Here is an 18,994-nt window from a genome sequence, read left to right on the forward strand (position 1 = left end):
CGATGCGTATTCAGTTGAAAGGCATCCATAAGTCGTTCGGACCAGTCTCCGTCTTAAAAGGAGTCGATTTCGAACTGTTGCCTGGAGAAATTCATGCGCTTATGGGCGAGAACGGGGCCGGAAAGTCGACATTGATGAAGGTGATGACCGGTCTGCATGCGCAGGATGAAGGTGAGATTCTCATCGACGGCACGAAACGTCAATTCAAGCACCCAAAAGAAGCGGAGCAAGAAGGCATCGCCTTCATCCATCAGGAGCTCAATATCTTACCGGAGATGACGGTGACAGAAAACTTATTTTTGGGTCGAGAACTGACAGGACCGTTCGGGATGGTCAAACAGCAGGAGATGACCAGACGTGCTCGAGAATACTTGGCTGAATTGAACGTGTTCATGGATGTCGATGAAGTGGCACGCAACTTATCGGTCGGTCAGCAACAGATGATTGAGATTGCCAAGGCGCTCATGACAGATGCGAAGGTCATCGTCATGGATGAACCGACGGCCGCGTTGACGGATCGCGAAATCCAGGCGCTCTTCGCCGTGTCTCGTGCCTTACGAGATCAAGGCGTGTCCATCATCTATATCTCACACCGAATGGAAGAGATTTTTGACTTATGCGACCGAATCACGGTACTTCGGGATGGACAATCCATTTCGACTCGTACGATTCAGGACACCTCATTTGAGGAAACGGTGCGCGATATGGTCGGTCGCGAGATTGGGGAACGCTATCCGACACGTACCGCGACTCTCGGGGACGTCGTGCTCGAGGTGGATGATTTAATCGGTAACCGGTTCCACAACGTATCGTTCAACGTCCGTGCCGGAGAAATTATCGGGTTTTCCGGATTGATGGGAGCGGGACGGACCGAGGTGATGCGTGCCTTATTCGGAGCAGACACGCACAAAGGGGGAGTCATCAAACTGAACGGGCAACCGATTCGAATCAAAACTCCGGCCGACGCCATCAAGCACGGCATCGCGTTTTTGACAGAGGACCGAAAAGGGGAAGGCTTACTCCTCGATTTCTCGCTAAGAGAAAACCTGTCGCTCCCGACACTCGATAAACGAGCAAAAGGGTCTGTCATCTCGAAGCAACAGGAGGAGACGTTCGCCGAGACATACTTACAAAAATTGCGGGTCAAACATCATTCGATGGAACAAAAAGTGAAGTCGTTGTCTGGTGGGAATCAACAGAAGATTGTGCTCGGCAAATGGTTAGGTGTCGAACCAGACGTCTTGATTTTGGATGAGCCGACCCGAGGCGTCGACGTCGGTGCCAAGAAAGAGATTTACAACATCATGAGCGATCTCGCGGAATCAGGCGTCGCCATCATCATGGTCTCTTCTGATTTACCGGAAGTACTCGGGATGAGCGATCGGATTGTCGTCATGCGAGAAGGTGTGGTGACCGGGACGCTCACGAAAGATGAGGCGACACAGGAAAAAGTAATGACGTATGCGACAGGAGGGCAATGATATGGAATTGAAAGCAACGACCGGACTGAAGCGCCCGGGTCGACTCGGATGGGGGCAAAAACTAGGACCGCTGTTTGGTCTGCTCGTCATTGTTGTCGTCGTGACGGCGCTCGAACCAGGATTTTTATCATTAAATAATATCTTTAACGTACTCCGCCAAGTGTCGATCAATGCCTTGATTGCCTTCGGGATGACGTTTGTCATCTTGACAGGGGGAATCGATTTATCGGTCGGGTCGATTTTGGCGCTCGCTTCTGCACTAGTGGCAGGCATGATGGTGGACGGTCAACATGCGGTTATGGCCGTCGCACTCGGCTTGATTGCAGGTGCCGTTCTCGGGGCCTTTAACGGGGCGGTCATCACGTACGGGAAAGTGGCACCGTTCATCGCGACATTGGCTACGATGACCATTTATCGGGGCTTGACGCTCGTCTATACAGACGGACGACCGATTACGGGTCTCGGAAATTCCGGTTGGTTCGAGATGCTCGGACGCGGCTACTTCTGGATCATTCCAGTACCGGCATTGACGATGCTACTCGCATTCGGTGTCCTGTATTTCATCTTGAAGAAGACGACATTTGGTCGTCACACGTACGCGATCGGTGGAAATGAAGAAGCGGCGAAATTAATGGGGATTGGCGTCAATAAAGTCAAAATCATGATCTACTCCCTATCGGGTATGCTTGCGGCACTCGCAGGCATCATCTTGACATCGCGCCTTAATTCCGCACAACCGACGGCAGGAACGTCATACGAACTCGATGCCATCGCAGCGGTCGTTCTCGGGGGAACGAGCCTAGCGGGTGGTCGAGGTTGGATTGTCGGGACGTTGATCGGGGCGCTGATCATCGGAACGCTCAACAACGGATTGAACCTTCTCGGCGTATCATCTTTCTTCCAACTCGTCGTAAAAGGTGCAGTTATATTGTTTGCAGTATTGCTTGATCGTCGACAAAACGCGTAACACACGAAAGGGGAAAACGGAACATGAAAAAATGGACAGCTTGGCTACTCGCACTGACAATGGTACTGATGGCAGCTTGCTCGACTGAACAACCGGGGTCATCTTCTGAGACGGAAACGAAAGATGGGGATTATGAGATCGGATTATCTATCTCGACATTGAACAACCCGTTCTTCGTCGCATTGAAAGAAGGCGCGGAAGAACAGGCGAACGAAATGGATGCGACGTTGACGGTAGCGGACGCGCAAAACGATGCCGCGAAACAAGTGAACGACGTCGAAGACATGATTCAAAAGGGGATGGATTTGATTCTCATCAACCCGACAGATTCAGAAGCGGTCGGTGCAGCGGTACAAGCAGCGAACGATGCAGGCATTCCTGTCATCACGGTAGACCGTAACGCTGAAACAGGGGACGTCGTCGCCCACGTGGCATCAGATAACGTCGCAGGTGGACAGCTGGCGGGTGACTACATGGTCGAACTCGTAGGCGAAGGGCAAAAAGTCGTCGAGCTCGAGGGGGTTCCAGGAGCGTCTGCGACACGTGACCGCGGACAAGGATTCAACGAAGCCATCGATGGGAAATTGGAAGTCGTGGCAAAACAATCGGCAAACTTTGACCGTGCAGAAGGATTGACGGTCATGGAGAACATCCTACAGGACAATAAAGACATCGTCGCTGTATTCGCACATAACGATGAGATGGCACTCGGTGCCGTTCAAGCACTCGAAGCGGCTGGAATGAGTGACGTGAAAGTCATCGGATTCGATGCGACAGATGATGCCGTCAAAGCGGTCGAAGGTGGGACGATGGCAGCAACGGTTGCCCAAAAACCAGCTGAGATTGGGAAGTTGGGTGTAGAAGCGGCAATCACCCACTTGAAAGGTGAAACGGTGGAAGAGAACATCCCGGTCGAACTCGAATTAATCAAATAAGTAAGTAGAAACCTCACGATGCCTTGATTTCGGGTAGAGCTCGTGAGGTCATTTTTATTTATATGGGGAAATGAGAAATTGTGTATCGTTGTTCATATATTTTAAAGAGTACTGCACTTCTATTAAAATGACGGTTTCGCTTGCTTTTAATATATGTGCTTTTCCGCGTTGAATTGAGATGGCATTGGTCGGTCTTACCTCAAATGATTCTCCATCAATCGTCACGATTGCTGTGCCTTGGAGAATCGTCCAAATTGTATCGGTCTCTTCATGATAATGGTAACTGAGTTCTTTCCCTGCTTGAACGAGCATGCGACGTGTCACACTGTGATGCCCATCGGCGAGTGTCTCATGATGGATGACTTCCGACTGCCCCCATCGCTTCCATTTGAATTTTGGATAGTCGTCGGATGAGGCGAGATAATCTTTCAGCTGCGGGGTCGCCTCTTTCTTCGAGACGAGAATTCCATCCGCGTTGACGGCGACGACAAGGTCTTCTAGCCCAATCCCAATCAAAGGAAGGTTCAATTCATTGATCACATGTGTGTTCGTCGATTCGAACAGTTCGACTTGACCGTGAGTTGTGGACGTCATTTCTTCAGTCAATGTGTTCCATGTTCCTAAGTCTTTCCAATCGCCATCGTAGCGGTGAACGAATACCGACTCTGTATGTTCGACAACGGCATAGTCAAACGAAGTCTTTTCTAATTCGTCATAGCGTGAAGTGAGGTCTGAATAAGTTGTCGGTAAGTTTCGTTCTGCTAGTTCATCAAGTAACAGATGTAACTTGCAAGCAAAGATTCCACAGTTCCAAAGGGCACCTTGTCCAATCAACTGTTCTGCTACATCGACGGTCGGTTTTTCCTGAAATAGGCGAACCGAGGACATTTGGGCCGTCTCGTCTGGAACGATATATCCGTATTTTGATGTCGGATGAAGGGGTGTGACCCCAATTAGATGCAAAGCATCATCGTTCGCTTGGACTGCTTCATCGACTTGAGGGAAATATTCAAAGAAGCGGAGGTCGACGTAAGCATCGACCGGCATCACAAGTACCGTTTCATCCAGAGGCACATGTTGCTCGTTTAAATAGCTTGCCCCGAGAACGATAGCGGGAAATGTATCACGACGAGTTGGTTCGGAAATGATATTAGTATCTGTGCCAACTTGATGAATGACACAATCTTTTTGCTGAACATTTGTGATAATGAAAGCGTTAGTGTCTAAATCTTGTGTTTTTAGTTGATTATAAACTCTCTCAAGCATTGATTGTTTCGTTCCACCTCTGCTAGGCAATAAACGAATGAATTGTTTGGCATTCGAATTGTTCGAAAGTGGCCATAGTCTTTTTCCATCACCGCCAGATAATAATAGAATCTTCATCGAATGTCCTCTCTTCAAATAGAGTTTCTCATCTATTTCGCCAAACGTCGGACTATCCCTGTCTAATCAAAAAAGAGACAGCCGATTCCGGCTATCTCTTTACAATATAGGACGAAGCAATGCACGAACGGGACTTCCATCCCCTTCGACGATTGGGAGAGGGACGGCATTCAAATCGTAATCTCCCGGTAAGATATTGTCTAAAACGAGTCCTTCTAGGATATGCACACCATTTCGTGCTAACGCGTGATGGGCATCCATCTCTTTACTGTCAATCGCATCAACGGACGGTAAGTCGAGTCCGATCAAGAAGATTCCGAGTTCTCCGAGACGATCGGCAAGAGCGGGTGTCAGTTCAGGGATCGTCTCGGGGAAGCCGCTCTTATCGGGCCAACCATCCGTTTTTAAGATGAGGCGTTCCACCCCAGTCAAATCGTGACCATCCAAATCAGATGCTTCAATCTTTGCCTTATGCGGTAGATGAATCACACGGGCTGGTCCGATATATACGGACGGATCGAGGTCGATCACGCGCTTCCCATGGTCGTCAAAATGAAACGGTGCATCGATGTGGGTCCCGAGATGTAAACTCAATGTCATCTTCCCGACATTGACGGAACCACTCTCTGCCATCGGCCACGCGATTTCATACGAAAATTTTGTATCTCCCGGCCATGTCGCAACATCGGCATGAAGTGGCTGTGATACATCAATCCAAGTCATTGCATTCAGCTCCTCTTATAGTGATGTCCGGACCGTCCACAGTTCTGGGAAGAAGCGATGGTCGAGCACGCGACGTAAATAGTTCACGCCAGACGAACCACCTGTCCCCATCTTCTGTCCGATAATGCGTTCCACGGTGCTCATATGGTTAAAGCGCCACATCTGTTGCTGGCTACCGATATCGAGTAGCTTTTCACCGAGCTCATATAAGTCCCAATACGTGTCGACGTCTCGATAGACTTCGACCCATGCCTTCTCGACACTTTCATTCCATTCCCAGTCCTGGGTGACATCACGTTCGAGCACGCTCGCATCAATCGATAGACCCCGACGATGCATTTCGCGGACCGTCACATCATAAATGCTAGGAGCTTGTAGCGAGCCTTCGAGCAATGGATACAATTTTTCATCGTGTGCGTAAACACTGAGCGTCCGTGCGTTTTTGAAGCCGAGTGCGAATTCGATCTGTCGGTTTTGGTAAGACTGAAAACCAGAGGACGAGCCGAGTTGGTCTCGGAACTCTAAATACTCGGCCGGTGTCAACGTCGCGAGGACGCCCCATGACTGGATGAGTTGTTGCTGAATCTTCGAGACGCGGGCGAGCATCTTGAACGAACGTTCGAGCTCCCCGTTCGTGATGGCCGTCGTGGCTGCTGTCAATTCATGCAAAATGAGTTTCATCCACAACTCGCTCGTCTGATGGATGATGATGAACAGCATCTCATCATGATGGTCAGAAAGGCGATGTTGACTTGATAAAATCGGGTCGAGCTGGAGATAGTCCCCGTACGACATGTCTTTTGAGAAATCTGTTTGAATCGATTTTTCTACTTTATGTTCTGTGCGTTCACTCATGACAGTTCCTCCCTTATGCGACCACTTCGCGGACGTTCTCGAACGCCTCATATTCTTTGTCGTCCATGATTTTCTTCAACGTCACGATCACGTCATATACGTCGGTAAACGTATTATATAGTGCGACCGGCGCGAGACGGATGATATTCGGTGCGCGGAAGTCAGGGATGATGTGATGTTTCTTCAACGCTTTACAGATGCGTGCCGCTTCGGGATGCTCGAGGCTCAAATGAGCGCCGCGCTGTCGTGTGTCAGTCGGGCTACCGATGAAGAATCCGTGAGGTGCGAGCATCTCTTCGATCAAATCCATCATATACGTCGTGAGCGCGAGTGATTTTTGACGAATCGCTTCCATCCCGACCTCGTTGAACATCTCAAGCGCGCCAAGTTGAGGAGCTAGGCTCATAACGTGTGGTGTTCCGATTTGGAACGCACCGGCATGTTCGGCCGGTGTCATCGTATGGTCCATATCGAACTGTTTATCTTTGCGCGAACCGAACCATCCGGCGAGTCCAGGTGTCGTGCCGAAGTGACGTTCATGAACGAATAAGCCCCCGACCGTTCCCGGACCCCCGTTCAAATGTTTATAGTTGCACCAGTATGCGAAGTCGACACCCCAGTCGTGGAAGTCATGAGGGATGGCGCCGACGGAGTGACAGGCATCGAAGCCGATCAAAATTCCACGCTCGTGTGCCGCCTTCGTTAGACGAGGCATATCTAAAATCTGACCACTGCGATAGAGGACGGTCGGCAATACGATCAGGGCAATCTCGTCGGTCATCGCGGCAATCAAGTCGTCTTCTACCAAGAAGCGCCCATCCGGACTGTCGACTTGAACGAGGTGCTCAGAAGGGTCGAGTCCACGCAATTCGAGCTGGCTCTTTAAAGCGTAAATGTCAGACGGGAACGTGAGGGCGTCTGCCAAAATCTTCGTGCGTTTGCCATCCGGTTTGAAGAACGATGCGACGAGTTGATGCAAGTTCACGGTCGTCGAACCAGTGACCATCACTTCTTCCGGCTTTCCACCGATGAGCGGCGCGTTCAGTGCGGCCAACTCTTCGGACAAGTTGAACCAAGGATGGCGACCTGACATCCAGCCGTCGATCCCGAGCTCTCTCCAGTCCGCAAGCGATTCAAGGAGTGTGCGCTCGGCTCGTTTCGATAAGAGACCGAGTGAATTCCCATCCATATAAATCCCGTGTTCCGGTAAATAAAATTCTTCCCGATACGATGCGAGCGGGTCTTGTTTGTCTAGTTGTTGTGCGTAAGCACGTGTGAAATCGTTCATCTCCCCATATTCCCCCTTTAAAGCTTGTACGTTGTCAAAATCGTAGCAATCGGACATAAGGAAGTCAACAAACAACGAGGGCAGGTAGACATCATACACATTGGTATTCCCTTCATCGTGTTTTACGCAGTTGAATCGGGAAAAGAACTAAGGAGGAGGGAACGATATGAAATTGATTGCGATTGATTTAGACGGGACGCTGTTATCGCGCACGGGCGTGATAACAAAGGCAAACCAGGAGGCGATTCGTCGTCGGCAAGAACAGGGTGATATCGTCACGATTTGTTCAGGACGTTCGATTCATGATATCGAGGAGCTGTTGAAGCGAAGTGACCTCGTCTGTCCGATTTTGTCAGGTAACGGAGCAATCGGGTTTTATGAGAACGAGCGAATTTACTATCATGCGATGGATCAAACGGTTGTAGACGAGCTATGGGAAATCGCGAACGCAGATGATGCGTACGTCGAATTTTATACGAATGCGGGAGTGAAAGTACTCCGTTCAGGGAGTGATTTATTAAAACGGGAACTCAATGAGGTGTTGCCACATGATCAATCGTTCACCCGTGAGTGGGCGGAACGTGAGATTGAAATCCAAAATGAGCAGTTCGGTCTGACATATATGGATTCGATGGCAGACATCGACTTTGAACGAGATGAAGTGTACAAGGTGTTTGTCTATTCGTTCGATCGCCGAAAGCTACACCGGTTGCGTAAAATCTATGAACCACGGAACGATATTTTGATTACGACTGCGGGGTGGACGAAAATTGAAATCGGACATCCTCATGCGAGTAAAGGCGCAGCCTTGAAACAGCTAGCTGAGCATTATCAGATTCCGATGCGTGATGTCGTCGCCATCGGAGACAATCTGAATGATGTGTCGATGTTCGAAGTGGCAGAAACAAGGATTGCGATGGGGAATGCTGTGGATCCGTTAAAAGATTTGAGCACGCATATTACAAAGGATGTAGAAGAGGACGGGGTCGCTTACGCGCTGACGCATTATGTATGAATTGGATTATGGAGAAATCGTGAACGAGGATTGAATCTCACTTAAAACGGATATTGTATACATGTAACCATTCACTTTCTGAAATGAGTCGGGGAACGGGGAGGCACTTTCGTCACCTGTCGCTTATGGATGAAAGGAATGGGCAAAGCCCACATGAACGTGAATCGTGTATTCCAAACGATGATGCGTCGGCCTCTGCTTGCCATACGAGCAAGCATACCAGACAGACTGTTTGTATACGGAATTCCACATGATCCGCGTCAGAAGTGGACATCATAGGTGCCAAGTCCTCTCGTGCCCATTCGATCAAAATGTCTATGAGTCACCTATTCAATTTCATGTTTTCGAATGAAAAACAATTGGTGAACCAATGGACGATGAACGGATTGGAATGATGCGTCACGTTGGCTTGGACATCTCTAGTCGAACCAAATCATGGATGGGACGGTCAATCGAGCAAGGGCTTGGTTGGATGAAAGTCCGGGGACTAGAGAATCAAGAAAAGCGCCGAGTGAGGGCGCTTTTCTTGTGGTATCCTATTGAGTGAATGCAACCGATGGAGGGATCATATGCCAAAGCTATATTGGTTTGGGACGTTCCTTAGTGGAGTGATTCTTTTGACAACGGGAACGATGGAAGGTCTTTACCGCATACTCCCAATTGGGTTGATGGCTATCGCGGTCATCGGCTATTTCATACAGATTCGATTCGAGCAAAAGAAGCGGCGCCCTTGATTGGGTGCCGCTTCTCTATATTAGGTTATAAAGATTCGAGCAAACGTGTCATCACGTCATCGATTTCTTTTTGCAATGCATCAACTTGTCGTTGTAACGCCATCAATTCATCAAGGTCATCCAATTCATTCATCCGTTGGAGCAGTGCCCGATGTTCTGTCTCTAATTGGGTCAGGTGAGTTTCCTCATCAACCGTAGATGGAGCGGGTTTCGTCTGCTTCAGCGATTTTGATCGTTTGATGTGTTCCGTTTTAGGTTCATCTTTCGATGCCTGTCCACGCTTGTCGAGGGCATAGGCGACGTTACCTTCGAAACGTGTCATCGTCCCGTCGAGCCAATACGTGATAGGGAACAGCTTATTCAAGAAGTAGCGGTCATGGGAAACCGTAACGACCGTTCCAGGGAAACGTTCGAGTGCCTCTTCAAGTGCCTCTCTCGATTCGATATCGAGGTGGTTCGTCGGCTCATCTAGGACAAGGACATTGATTTCTTCATGGACGAGGATGGCAAGCATGAGTCGCATCTTCTCCCCGCCGCTCAAATTCGTGACCGGTTTAAACACACTCGCGCCGTAAAACAGAAATTGAGCGAGAAGGTGTCTCGCTTTGCCTTCATCGACTGCAATCCGGTCCCGAAACGCCTCGATTAAGCGATGTGACTCATCGAACGTGATGTGTTGCGATAGATAGCCGATTTTGGCTTGGTCGGCTCGCCTTACGGTTCCGGCTTGCGGGATAACTTCACCGAGCAATATTTTCAAAAGCGAAGACTTTCCACTCCCGTTCGGTCCGACGATGGCGACGCGTTCCCCGTACCCTGTGTAGAAGTGCACGTCTTCAAATAGAGGACGATCATAGATAAGTGTCACGTCATTTACTTCGAAGACGTCGCGCCCGGTTCGCCCGTTCGTCGTGAACTGGATATTCGGTTGCTCGGCTTCGAGTTGTGGTCGCTTGATTCGTTCAATTCGTTCGAGAGCCTTTTCCATCGATTTGGCGCGACGATAGAACTTTTCATTCGGCGGATTGCCCTCGTTGGCCCATTGCCGCAACTGCCGGATCGTTTCCTTCATTTTTTTGATTTTCTTCTGTTGCTCCGTGTAAGCGTGAAACTGGTCAAGCAACTGTTTTTCTTTTTGGGCAACGAAGTCCGTATAATTCCCAGGATAACTCGTCAATTCTCCATCCTCGCACTCGACGATTCGTGTGGCGACCGCATCTAAGAAGACCCGGTCATGGGAGACGATGAGGAGCGCTGAATCGTAATCCTGTAAATAGGATTCGAGCCAAGTCATCGCTTCTAAATCTAGATGGTTCGTCGGTTCGTCCAAAATGAGTAGCTCTGGTTCCTGAAGGAGTGCTAAGGCGAGACCGATTTTTGTACGCTCGCCCCCGCTTAGCGTATCGAACGGTTGGTCCACGAATGAGGTCAATTTGAGTCCATCAATCATTGCGCTGATTTTTGACTCGTAGACATATCCACCCGCATGTTCGAATTGTTCTTGAATGGCACCGTATGATTCGAGAAGGCGTTCGAGCTGTTCGGACGTCGCCATCTCTTGCTCGAGGGAAGACATTTTTTCACTCAGGCGAGTCACTTCCTCAAAAGCAGTATAGAGGACGTCACGACCACTGCGTCCAGGGTAGTCAGGAAGCTGCACCAAATAGCCGATAGAGAGTCGTTGTCGGCGGTAAATCGTACCGGCGTCATGCTCTTCAGAGCCGACAAGGATTCGTAAAAGCGTCGTTTTGCCACTGCCGTTTCGGCCGACAAGACCGACTCGTTCGTTTTCGTTCATGAATAAATTCGCATCTGTGAGAACGGTGTGCCCACCGTATTGTTTTTGAATGTGTTGAAGATCGATCAACATAATAGGTTCCTCCTAAAGTTAGGGCCTATCAAAAAAACCGAGCACAAAGAAGCGCTCGGTTTAGAAAGAGAGAGGCGCTTTGTCGTATATTCAGCAATGTCTAAAAAAGGACAGACGGGTCCCTTGATTAAGCGACATCGTGAAAAATCGCACGCAAAATGTACAAATGTTCAGTTGTCCAATGCGTACGTCCGACAAATTTCACCTTTCTCCCTCCTTTCATTCATCTATATCTTGATTGTAAGCGTTTTTCTTACGACTGACAATGAAAATAAATGAAAATAAAGGAAATGGAAGCAAGGATGTCGTATATAGTCGCCATCGAGGAGGCGAAGAAATGAGGAAAGAATGGCTAGGAGCACTCAGTTTGACACTTGCGGCGAGTATATGGGGCGGGATGTATGTGGTCAGTAAATATGCGCTCGCATATATTGAACCGTTCACGTTCGTCTGGTTACGATACGCTGTTGCATTTATGGTCCTTTTCGTCGTTTGGTTTCGGTTTGGACGGGAATCGATTCGACGGGCGGATTGGAAGTGGATCGGACTCGTCGGCGTCATTGGATACGTCGCTTCGATTTCGTTTCAATTTATCGGAACGAAGCTATCGGATGCACATACCGGCTCCCTTGTGACCGCAGCGACACCAGCTTTCATGGTCTTATTTGCCCGAATCTTATTGAAAGAACGACTGACTCCTGTCAAGATTGGAGCGCTTGGGCTGGCAACGGTCGGTGTTCTCATCGTCGTCGGTTGGGAAGGGGAAGGGACGTATCGCTTAGGCAGTTTTATACTCGTATTAGCCGCCGTGACGTGGGCGCTCATGTCCATTTACGTCAAAATCGGAACACAGACCTTATCGACGTTGACACTGACGACGTTTGCGATTGGAGTTGCCTGGTTGTTGATGACCCCTTTGATGAGTATAGAGGTCATTCAAAACGGCTTTCCAGAATTGAATGGTGTCCTTTGGCTCAGTGTTCTCTATATCGGTGTCGTATCGACGGCAGGAGCGTTTTTCTTTTGGAACAAAGGACTTGAGTTGATGGATGCGAGTGTCGGGTCACTCTTTTTCTTCTTTCAACCCTTGGTTGGTGGGACGCTCGGGTGGCTCGTTTTGAACGAAACGCTCCATCTGAATTTCTTTATCGGTGCCGGTTGTATCATGACGGCGGTGACGTGGTCGACGTTTGCGGAACGAAGACAACAACTGCCCACTTCAGAACGAAATCTTTGACGACAAAACGGACGCCCTCATGTTTAGAGGGCGTCCGTTTTTGATTAAAAGCCACGATGCTCGAGTTTGTCTTGTTCGCGCTTCATTTCGAGTTCAAGACGCTGGATGGCAAGTTTCTCTTCTTCAATCTTCAAGCGACGTTCTTCGACACGCGCTTCTCTCGTTTTAATGATTGTATTGGCGCCGACCGATGAAACGACAATCACCATGACCATGATGTAGAAAAAGAAATCCATGTGTATCCCTCCTTTAGTTGATTAAGTTCGTGACCAGTCGTTGTGTCTCAAGTGCGGTACGACCGTCGGTTAAAATCGCTGTATCATCGATGAGTGCAGAAATGAAATGGTCAATCGCGCCCTGGAATCCTCGTTGCACGAGTGTCGTGTCCCATGAACCGAACGTTTCGACTTCATGTCGACCGTGCTTGAAACGATGTAGCGTGACCATCTCGTCGACGGCCAACCGTTCTCCGTCACGAACGATCGAGACGTGCTCGTGATTCACTCCGGCCGTGCGATGCATCGATGTCGTGTGCATTCCGTGCTCGTCTTGCCACACGTGGCGGGCAAATCGAAGCTCATGCTTGTCATTGATCTCGACTTGACCTGAGACGAGTGTGAGCTCGGTACCAGCGAGAAAACGTAACGTATCGACGACATGTAAGTAATCATCGAGTAAGGTGAAGGTTGCATCCTTTGGACCGACATCGTTCTCTCGATGCTTCACCACATCAATCATGTGGGTAGGGGACTCATGTTGTAGACGCATATACATCGGTGCAAAGCGTCGGTTGAACCCGACCATCAGCTTTCGACCAAGTCTTTCAGCTTGTTCAACGAGTTGCGCTGCTTCTTCTACCGTTGCGGCGAGGGGTTTATCAACGTAAACATCGACCCCGTGTTCTAGTAGATACGATACGATGTCATAATGGGTTTCAGTTGAACTATGTACGAACGCTGCATCGATAGATGAGGCGAGATCATTCAATGTGTCGAATGAGGTCATTCGGTATGTTTGACAAATCGTGTCTCGCTTAGATGTGTTCGGGGAAAAGGCGCCGACCACCTCGATTCGAGGATGAATCGAAAGGATGGGTAAATACGCTTTTTGAGCGATATTTCCAAGTCCGACAATACCGATTTTTGGTTTTTGCATCCCATTCACTCCTTTGGTTCATCATAACAAAAAACCGGACAACGAATGTGTCCGGTTCAAGAATTAAAGACTAGCACTTAAGACGATTTCACCTTGTGGCGTCTCATTTCCGCGATTCGGTTCTTTTGTGACGGCGACGGTATCCCAGTCGACGTCGACTTCATCCGAGTCGAGTGTGTAGATGACCGTCCCGTTCCCTTTATCATCGGTGACGAAAGCGCCGGTCGGAATCGGGGCACCATCTTTTAAGAGCCATACTTGATACACCTCATTGGCATCGAGTGAGGCTAGGCCGTTCGTTTGGACGATCAGTTGTGTCGTTCCGTCCTGCTCTGCAAGATAAGCGGTTCCTTCAGACTCACCTTCAAGTGGGATTGATTCGGTCAGTGTGATGCCAGGTGAATCGGGTTGATTGGTGAGCAGATACCCGTTTCCAATCAAAGAGAGTAGGAGCGCCGCTGCTAAAGCGACCATTCCCCAGACCGGTACGTTCCGTTTCTTCTTCTGTTTAAACGGTGTCGCCGGTGGAACTGATGTAGAAGTGTCGGTTGTTGTGACGGGTTCATTGTCTTCTTCTTCGAATACACGATCGAGGACACGCGCTTTCATGCCTCGGGGTGGCTCAGTCGGAGTAGACAAGAACGCGACGCCACCGACAAGAGCTTCAAGTTGTTCGAGCTCTTCTTGACAGTCCTTACACGTTGCCAGATGTTGTTCAAATTTCATTCGCTCTTCTTCCGTTAAATGTTGGTTGAAGTAGTCAATCAATTGGTCGCATGCGTTCATTGTTCTACCTCCTTTCCGATGAATTCATGGGATAACTGTTTCCTCAGTTGCCTCAGCGCCAGTCGAATCCTTCCTTTTACCGTTCCGAGCGGGATGCCACATGCATCAGCAATTTTTTGCTGGCTCAGTCCTTGGAAATACATGAGTCGGACGACCTGCTGCTGTTCGGCAGGTAATGTGGCCATGGCTGTCTCGATTTGAGCACGCTCTTCTTGCCACTCGACTTCTTTCTCAACGGACGGTGACTCGGAAGGAATGGCCTCAGCGTAAGATTCGTCTAGTTGTAGATCCGGTTTACGCTTCCGAATTAAGTCGATGGCTACGTGCCGACTCATCGTGAAGAGCCAAGAACGAAACTTTCCTTTTGCCTCATCGTAAACGCCTCCGCCACGCCAAAGTTTGATGAATACTTCTTGCATGGCTTCTTCCGCCAAATCACGATCTTTTGTCAGTTGTAGGACGAATGCGTATAAAATGCGTTCGTATCGATCATACAATATTTCGAGCGCCTCTTTGTCCTTTTGCCTGACACGCTCATATAACTCTAAGTCAGTCATAACATACTCCTTTGCGCAGAAGGGATGTCCCTTGTATTGATCTAACGTATAAAATCGAAAAATGGATGCCTATTTTGTGTGACTATTTATTGAACATGTCACTGCTTGATCCGGAAGCTTCGAATAAATGAATAATCTTAATTTCTCTGAAAGAAGGTAGGTGATGACACTTAGCCCAATCGTCGTCATCAGCATCAATCCGATTGCGGTTAAGGGAGCGCTCACCGTCGCCCAAAAGAAGTATGTGCGAATGCCAAAAAGAAAAGAAAAGACAATAAAAAATCCGGTAATCAAGCTACTCATTTGGCAATAAGCTCGAGAGATTCGTGAAATCATAAGATGCCTCCTTTGTTTCATTGTACTATAGGAGGAAGAGAAAACGATAAGGAGACGAGATCATGAAGCGATTTACGAATGAGGGACACATCCTCATATGTTTTGATTTTGATGAGACCTACTTTCCTCATGCCTGTACACCGGAACAATTGGCATCCGTTCGTCGGCTCGAAGATTTTTTGGAACAATATTCCCATCGATTGTCAACGATGTGGGTGACAGGTAGTTCACTCGAATCGCTACAGGCAAAAGTTGAGCAGGCAAACCTTCGCTTTTGGCCACACCGTATCGCTTCAAGTTTAGGTACGGAATTGTATCGGATTGACCTAGACGGAACGTTTTCCTTAGAAAAACCGTATCAAGCGTCATTCCCAAGTGACTTTGTATCTCGTGTGGAACGTGTTGCGTCACAGATTGGACAGATGCAGGTTGAACTAGAGGCGCAACCGGATTTTGGGACGAGTCCTTGGATCCGGAGTTATTACCTCCGTGACCAAATCGGGTCTTGGAGTGAAACATTTCGCATGCTAGCTGATCAAGAAGGGATTGCCGTCAATATCAGCCGATGCAATCCGAAGGCAGGTGATCCGATGGATGCATGGGATATTGATTTTTACCCGCTCCATGCCGGGAAAGAATCCAGTGTTCGATATGTATGCGCCACTGCTTCCTTTTCACGCAAAGATGCGTATGCGTTCGGCGACAGTGGGAATGACCTTGGGATGTTAGCGCATGTTGGAAAAGGTTATTTAGTGGGCAATGCGACTGAACAGGCAAAACAGATGTATCCGGAGATGACAACAAAACCTTATGCAGAAGGGATTTTAGAAGTATTGGAATCTGATTTGTCCTCTTTCATATAGTGCATGATTTCCTCTAAAGAACGGATGAGGGTCGCACGAATCGTTTCGGAATGTGGATTGAAGTCGAGACGTTGTTGCCAAATCCGACAAAATAAATCGGTCATGGCCGCCTCTGCAGTTGTAGGATGGTTATTCAAATGAAGCGCATATCGATAAAGTAAACTTTCATAGCGCGCGTATAAATGTTCTAAGGCTTGGCGATTTTTAAGACGGATTTGATTGACCAGGCGTTCATCGAGTGTAGGAAGCATATGCAACTCCTTTCGTATGGAATGAAGGTTTCAACGATAAAAGAATCAGGAACTTTACTCAGATAAAGCATCCTCTCTGTTCTTTCACTCATTTGCTCCCGTTCAAACCAATGAATATGAAGAATAGCGGTCGAATATGCATACCCTACAACGATTCAAAACGTGTGATAACAATTCGGGCAAGTCTGTGCATCTCCCGGCGCGCGTTTAAATGATGTTTTACACTTCGGACAAGTGACAGTTTCACTCTGTTGATTGAACAGACTGCCACGATTGAATAAAATGTTGCGAAGGTTTGGTAACGCCAGTGCAGCGAAAATCATGGCCCCAAATAAAAAGGCAGCCAAGATCAGTAACAATACATAAGTCATCGTTTTTTTCCTCTCTCATTTGATTTCCTTCATCATAATCGAAATTTGAATCAGCGAACAGCTTATCAATAGAAATGAGAACAAATGTTCTGTATACTTATAATAAATAAAAGGAGGGAAAAACAGGATGAGAGAAGAATTGTTACGATGGATGCGTTCGGGTCTGGTCACAGAAATGGTATATGTGGATCGACATGGAGTGTTTTCAAAAAGACGGGTCAAGTTGCTCAAAGTGCGGGGAGAACATGTCTTAGCGTGGGATTTGAACAAACAAGCGAAACGAACGTTTCGAATCGAACAAGTACTCGCCTGTCTTCCCATCAACGAACGACTTAGAAAACGGAAGGCGGAGATTGGATGATTGCCTTACCGAAATTAGCTGCGCCAGCTAAAAGAGCCTTAGTTGCCAAAGAAGTCGAATCCTTACATGACTTGTGTCCCTATACACGCCGTGAGGTTGCGAGTTGGCATGGTATTGGACCGAATGCCCTTCGCGTCCTTGAGCTAGAGCTAATAAAACATCACTTAGCATTTAAGGAAGAGGAACCTAGTACGTGAATGAAACGTCTAGGTTTTTTTTGTGAAGTGATTGCTTTCCTTTGAAAACGGGAAGTAATATATTTGTCATCTCAATTGCCGTTAAAATCTAGTAACATGACGATAAGGTTTTATGAACCTAGCGACACCCATGAGAAAGGACGTACACAGCATGAGAACGAAACGTTTATCCGCCATTTTAAAAAATGAGATGGATGACATCTTTGATCCATGGGTGACCGGAGTCGAAACGGACTCTAGGAAGGTCAGTTCAGGGAATGTCTTTATTTGCATTCGCGGCTATACGGTTGACGGTCATAAGTTCGCAGAAGACGCCGTCGCCAACGGTGCGAGTGCGGTCATCTCAGAATATCCACTCGATCTCGATGTACCGAATGTGGTTGTTGCCGATACGAAACAGACGGCAGGAGCGGTTGCGAGTGTATTTTATGATCACCCCTCTCATCGGATGCGTATATACGGTGTGACAGGAACGAATGGAAAAACTACGACAGCGACATTGACTTATGACTTGTTGCGTCTTTCAGGACGTCGTGCCGGAATCGTTAGTACGATTGGTGCGCGTTTTCATAATCAAACGGTTGAGACAGCCAATACGACACCAGAAGCCGTCGTCTTACATCGCATCTTAGCAGAAATGGTTGATGCAGGCGTCACGGATTGCGTACTTGAAGTATCATCGCATGCCTTGATGGAAGGTCGCGTAGCGGGCATCCACTTTCATGCGGCCGCGTTTACGAATTTGACGCATGATCATTTGGACTACCATCGTTCGATGGATGAGTATGCCCGGGCAAAAGCGCGATTGTTTGAACAGGTGGAAGTGACGAACGGTGAGGCGATTGTGTTAAATGCGGAAGATCCGGCTAGTCATGTCATGGCTGAGTTTGCGCCGACACGTCAAGCCATTATGTATAGTACAAAAGAGGAAATCGAAGCCGACATCCAAGTGATTTGGCGTGAAGAGACGGTACTCGTCAGGATGAAGGAGTTCAAGCTCGAAGTGCCCGTTCGGTTCATGGGGGCGTTCAATGCGGCGAACTTAGCAGCGGCAATCGGACTTGTGTCGACTTCCGATATGGCGCTACGGACCATTGTTTCAAATGTTCCAGGACTCACCTTGCCAAAAGGGCGGTTGGAGCGTTTAGCTACAGAGGATGCTGAGATTTATATCGACTATGCCCACACACCAGACGGGCTAGAGAAATGTTTGTCTACATTGCAACAAGATAACCGTGCACTTGTCGTCGTGTTAAGTGCGGCAGGAGACCGTGATCCTACGAAACGTCAAGATATGGGACGTATCGCAAGTCGCTATTCGAATGAGGTGATTGTCACCGTACATGATGTCCGCATGGAAGACCCAAAACAAATCATTCGTGATTTAGTAAAAGGTATCCAACCGGATGTGAAGTATGTGACGTTTGAAGCAAGGGAAGAGGCCCTTCGACATGCGGCCACGCAAGCGTTAGAAGGAAAGCGTGTCGTGGTTGTCGGAAAAGGACATGACCACATTGAACGAATCGGTCGACAGTCGATTCCATTTAATGAATCAAACATTTTATTGGAAGAATTGAAAAAACGAAAAGGCCAAGAGCCCGCCGTTTAACAAAACGATGACGTTTGTCA

General features: G+C 48.3%; 21 protein-coding genes. 10 read left to right on the plus strand and 11 right to left on the minus strand.

What is annotated here, in order from left to right; genetic code table 11:
* Nucleotides 1-2: 2 nt before the first annotated feature.
* The 3 genes from KNO73_RS11480 to rbsB are packed head-to-tail and all read left to right on the plus strand — an operon-like array spanning nt 3 to nt 3,383.
* The gene (locus KNO73_RS11480; protein WP_215112506.1) at nt 3-1,481 is read left to right on the plus strand and encodes a sugar ABC transporter ATP-binding protein; all 1,479 of its coding nucleotides are present in this window, start codon (nt 3-5) and stop codon (nt 1,479-1,481) included.
* A gap of 1 nt (nt 1,482) precedes the next feature.
* The gene (locus tag KNO73_RS11485) at nt 1,483-2,448 is read left to right on the plus strand and encodes an ABC transporter permease subunit (RefSeq protein WP_012727561.1); all 966 of its coding nucleotides are present in this window, start codon (nt 1,483-1,485) and stop codon (nt 2,446-2,448) included.
* Nucleotides 2,449-2,471: 23 nt separating this feature from the next.
* A complete protein-coding gene (gene rbsB, locus KNO73_RS11490; protein ID WP_215112507.1) occupies nt 2,472-3,383 on the plus strand; it encodes a ribose ABC transporter substrate-binding protein RbsB in 912 nt (303 codons plus the stop codon).
* Nucleotides 3,384-3,437: 54 nt separating this feature from the next.
* On the opposite strand, the gene KNO73_RS11495 is transcribed toward rbsB, so the two are convergent.
* From KNO73_RS11495 to kynU, 4 genes are all read right to left on the minus strand, one after another.
* Nucleotides 3,438-4,766, minus strand: a complete 1,329-nt coding sequence (locus KNO73_RS11495) for a sugar phosphate nucleotidyltransferase (RefSeq protein WP_215112508.1) — start codon at nt 4,764-4,766, stop codon at nt 3,438-3,440.
* A gap of 99 nt (nt 4,767-4,865) precedes the next feature.
* Entirely contained in the window at nt 4,866-5,489 is a 624-nt protein-coding gene (gene kynB / locus KNO73_RS11500; RefSeq protein ID WP_215112509.1) for an arylformamidase, read from the minus strand.
* Between the two features lie 15 nt (nt 5,490-5,504).
* Nucleotides 5,505-6,344, minus strand: coding sequence for a tryptophan 2,3-dioxygenase (kynA, locus tag KNO73_RS11505; protein WP_012727549.1), 840 nt, complete (start codon nt 6,342-6,344; stop codon nt 5,505-5,507).
* 13 nt (nt 6,345-6,357) lie between these two features.
* Nucleotides 6,358-7,632: a kynureninase gene (gene kynU / locus KNO73_RS11510; protein WP_215112510.1), complete on the minus strand. Its 1,275-nt coding sequence runs from the start codon at nt 7,630-7,632 to the stop codon at nt 6,358-6,360.
* Between the two features lie 166 nt (nt 7,633-7,798).
* Between kynU and KNO73_RS11515 the strand changes: the two genes are divergently transcribed.
* Together KNO73_RS11515 and KNO73_RS11520 are read left to right on the plus strand one after the other, a co-directional pair.
* Nucleotides 7,799-8,647, plus strand: a complete 849-nt coding sequence (locus KNO73_RS11515) for a Cof-type HAD-IIB family hydrolase (RefSeq protein WP_215112511.1) — start codon at nt 7,799-7,801, stop codon at nt 8,645-8,647.
* A 569-nt stretch (nt 8,648-9,216) separates the two neighbouring features.
* Nucleotides 9,217-9,381: a hypothetical protein gene (locus KNO73_RS11520; protein WP_167365511.1), complete on the plus strand. Its 165-nt coding sequence runs from the start codon at nt 9,217-9,219 to the stop codon at nt 9,379-9,381.
* A 25-nt stretch (nt 9,382-9,406) separates the two neighbouring features.
* Here KNO73_RS11520 and abc-f read toward each other — a convergent pair whose 3' ends face one another.
* On the minus strand, nt 9,407-11,251 hold the full coding sequence (gene abc-f, locus KNO73_RS11525) for a ribosomal protection-like ABC-F family protein (protein ID WP_215112512.1): 1,845 nt from the start codon (nt 11,249-11,251) through the stop codon (nt 9,407-9,409).
* 337 nt (nt 11,252-11,588) lie between these two features.
* Between abc-f and KNO73_RS11530 the strand changes: the two genes are divergently transcribed.
* Nucleotides 11,589-12,488, plus strand: coding sequence for a DMT family transporter (locus tag KNO73_RS11530; RefSeq protein ID WP_215112513.1), 900 nt, complete (start codon nt 11,589-11,591; stop codon nt 12,486-12,488).
* A gap of 44 nt (nt 12,489-12,532) precedes the next feature.
* Here KNO73_RS11530 and KNO73_RS11535 read toward each other — a convergent pair whose 3' ends face one another.
* The 4 genes from KNO73_RS11535 to KNO73_RS11550 all read right to left on the minus strand — a co-directional run bounded on the left by KNO73_RS11535 (nt 12,533) and on the right by KNO73_RS11550 (nt 14,986).
* On the minus strand, nt 12,533-12,724 hold the full coding sequence (locus KNO73_RS11535; protein ID WP_215112514.1) for a hypothetical protein: 192 nt from the start codon (nt 12,722-12,724) through the stop codon (nt 12,533-12,535).
* 13 nt (nt 12,725-12,737) lie between these two features.
* Nucleotides 12,738-13,643 carry a Gfo/Idh/MocA family protein gene (locus KNO73_RS11540; RefSeq protein WP_215112515.1) on the minus strand — a complete coding sequence of 302 codons (906 nt, stop codon included), beginning with the start codon at nt 13,641-13,643 and terminating at the stop codon, nt 12,738-12,740.
* Between the two features lie 63 nt (nt 13,644-13,706).
* Complete coding sequence (locus KNO73_RS11545; protein WP_214872958.1) at nt 13,707-14,429, minus strand: anti-sigma factor; 723 nt, start codon at nt 14,427-14,429, stop codon at nt 13,707-13,709.
* Complete coding sequence (locus KNO73_RS11550) at nt 14,426-14,986, minus strand: RNA polymerase sigma factor (protein WP_215112516.1); 561 nt, start codon at nt 14,984-14,986, stop codon at nt 14,426-14,428. The genes KNO73_RS11545 and KNO73_RS11550 overlap by 4 nt, the downstream gene beginning before the upstream one ends.
* Nucleotides 14,987-15,149: 163 nt before the next feature.
* Here KNO73_RS11550 and KNO73_RS11555 point away from each other — a divergent pair, with 163 nt between their 5' ends.
* A complete protein-coding gene (locus tag KNO73_RS11555; RefSeq protein WP_214687655.1) occupies nt 15,150-15,299 on the plus strand; it encodes a hypothetical protein in 150 nt (49 codons plus the stop codon).
* A gap of 85 nt (nt 15,300-15,384) precedes the next feature.
* Nucleotides 15,385-16,185: an HAD family hydrolase gene (locus KNO73_RS11560; protein WP_215112517.1), complete on the plus strand. Its 801-nt coding sequence runs from the start codon at nt 15,385-15,387 to the stop codon at nt 16,183-16,185.
* On the opposite strand, the gene KNO73_RS11565 is transcribed toward KNO73_RS11560, so the two are convergent.
* A complete protein-coding gene (locus KNO73_RS11565; RefSeq protein WP_215112518.1) occupies nt 16,131-16,436 on the minus strand; it encodes an RNA polymerase sigma factor in 306 nt (101 codons plus the stop codon). The two genes, KNO73_RS11560 and KNO73_RS11565, sit on opposite strands and share 55 nt — an antisense overlap.
* A gap of 155 nt (nt 16,437-16,591) precedes the next feature.
* Nucleotides 16,592-16,807: a hypothetical protein gene (locus KNO73_RS11570; protein WP_012727536.1), complete on the minus strand. Its 216-nt coding sequence runs from the start codon at nt 16,805-16,807 to the stop codon at nt 16,592-16,594.
* A 127-nt stretch (nt 16,808-16,934) separates the two neighbouring features.
* Here KNO73_RS11570 and KNO73_RS11575 point away from each other — a divergent pair, with 127 nt between their 5' ends.
* Nucleotides 16,935-17,168: a hypothetical protein gene (locus KNO73_RS11575; protein WP_215112519.1), complete on the plus strand. Its 234-nt coding sequence runs from the start codon at nt 16,935-16,937 to the stop codon at nt 17,166-17,168.
* A gap of 348 nt (nt 17,169-17,516) precedes the next feature.
* The gene (locus KNO73_RS11580) at nt 17,517-18,974 is read left to right on the plus strand and encodes a UDP-N-acetylmuramoyl-L-alanyl-D-glutamate--2,6-diaminopimelate ligase (RefSeq protein WP_214815300.1); all 1,458 of its coding nucleotides are present in this window, start codon (nt 17,517-17,519) and stop codon (nt 18,972-18,974) included.
* Nucleotides 18,975-18,994: the final 20 nt, after the last annotated feature.

Origin of the sequence: Exiguobacterium sp. s83 (assembly GCF_018617095.1) — a bacterium.
GTDB classification, from domain to species: Bacteria; Bacillota; Bacilli; order Exiguobacteriales; family Exiguobacteriaceae; genus Exiguobacterium; species Exiguobacterium profundum.

Bases quoted from the DNA above. Each gene is read 5' to 3' on its own strand.
- KNO73_RS11535 (WP_215112514.1), bottom strand. From the start codon at position 12,724: ATGGATTTCTTTTTCTACATCATGGTCATGGTGATTGTCGTTTCATCG.
- rbsB (WP_215112507.1), top strand. From the start codon at position 2,472: ATGAAAAAATGGACAGCTTGGCTACTCGCACTGACAATGGTACTGATG.
- KNO73_RS11480 (WP_215112506.1), top strand. From the start codon at position 3: ATGCGTATTCAGTTGAAAGGCATCCATAAGTCGTTCGGACCAGTCTCC.
- KNO73_RS11540 (WP_215112515.1), bottom strand. From the start codon at position 13,643: ATGCAAAAACCAAAAATCGGTATTGTCGGACTTGGAAATATCGCTCAA.
- KNO73_RS11570 (WP_012727536.1), bottom strand. From the start codon at position 16,807: ATGACTTATGTATTGTTACTGATCTTGGCTGCCTTTTTATTTGGGGCC.
- kynA (WP_012727549.1), bottom strand. From the start codon at position 6,344: ATGAGTGAACGCACAGAACATAAAGTAGAAAAATCGATTCAAACAGAT.
- KNO73_RS11495 (WP_215112508.1), bottom strand. From the start codon at position 4,766: ATGAAGATTCTATTATTATCTGGCGGTGATGGAAAAAGACTATGGCCA.
- abc-f (WP_215112512.1), bottom strand. From the start codon at position 11,251: ATGTTGATCGATCTTCAACACATTCAAAAACAATACGGTGGGCACACC.
- KNO73_RS11580 (WP_214815300.1), top strand. From the start codon at position 17,517: ATGAGAACGAAACGTTTATCCGCCATTTTAAAAAATGAGATGGATGAC.
- KNO73_RS11545 (WP_214872958.1), bottom strand. From the start codon at position 14,429: ATGAACGCATGCGACCAATTGATTGACTACTTCAACCAACATTTAACG.
- KNO73_RS11520 (WP_167365511.1), top strand. From the start codon at position 9,217: ATGCCAAAGCTATATTGGTTTGGGACGTTCCTTAGTGGAGTGATTCTT.
- kynU (WP_215112510.1), bottom strand. From the start codon at position 7,632: ATGAACGATTTCACACGTGCTTACGCACAACAACTAGACAAACAAGAC.
- KNO73_RS11550 (WP_215112516.1), bottom strand. From the start codon at position 14,986: ATGACTGACTTAGAGTTATATGAGCGTGTCAGGCAAAAGGACAAAGAG.
- KNO73_RS11560 (WP_215112517.1), top strand. From the start codon at position 15,385: ATGAAGCGATTTACGAATGAGGGACACATCCTCATATGTTTTGATTTT.
- KNO73_RS11555 (WP_214687655.1), top strand. From the start codon at position 15,150: ATGACACTTAGCCCAATCGTCGTCATCAGCATCAATCCGATTGCGGTT.
- KNO73_RS11575 (WP_215112519.1), top strand. From the start codon at position 16,935: ATGAGAGAAGAATTGTTACGATGGATGCGTTCGGGTCTGGTCACAGAA.
- KNO73_RS11565 (WP_215112518.1), bottom strand. From the start codon at position 16,436: ATGCTTCCTACACTCGATGAACGCCTGGTCAATCAAATCCGTCTTAAA.
- kynB (WP_215112509.1), bottom strand. From the start codon at position 5,489: ATGACTTGGATTGATGTATCACAGCCACTTCATGCCGATGTTGCGACA.
- KNO73_RS11515 (WP_215112511.1), top strand. From the start codon at position 7,799: ATGAAATTGATTGCGATTGATTTAGACGGGACGCTGTTATCGCGCACG.
- KNO73_RS11485 (WP_012727561.1), top strand. From the start codon at position 1,483: ATGGAATTGAAAGCAACGACCGGACTGAAGCGCCCGGGTCGACTCGGA.
- KNO73_RS11530 (WP_215112513.1), top strand. From the start codon at position 11,589: ATGAGGAAAGAATGGCTAGGAGCACTCAGTTTGACACTTGCGGCGAGT.